Source organism: Streptomyces sp. GbtcB6, from assembly GCF_019091475.1.
GTDB classification, from domain to species: domain Bacteria; phylum Actinomycetota; class Actinomycetes; order Streptomycetales; family Streptomycetaceae; genus Streptomyces; species Streptomyces hyaluromycini.
This window is the reverse complement of sequence record NZ_JAGXJL010000472.1, coordinates 1-236: the sequence shown is the minus strand read 5'-3', so window position 1 is coordinate 236 and position 236 is coordinate 1. Positions and strand designations below refer to the sequence as shown.

At 71.6% G+C, this 236-nt stretch carries 1 pseudogene; it reads left to right on the top strand.

Annotated elements, in window-relative coordinates:
* A pseudogene (locus KVT45_RS55710) lies at window positions 1-236 on the top strand (amino acid permease); the annotation flags it as partial.

The following is a 236-nucleotide window of genomic DNA, read 5'->3' as shown; positions in this document are numbered from 1 at the left end:
CCGCCATGCTCGTCGTCTCCGGCCTGGCCATCGCCCACTTCGTCACCCAGGGCTTCTCGACGGCGGTCTACCTCTGCGAGGAACTGGAGACCCCGCGCCGCAACGACGCCCGCACGGTCCTCGCCACCCTCGCGATCTCCACGGTGATCAGCCTGGTCCCGGTGGCCGCGATCGGCATGGGCGCGACCGACCGCAAGGCCCTCACCGGCGGCGACATCAGCGCCATGGTCACCGCC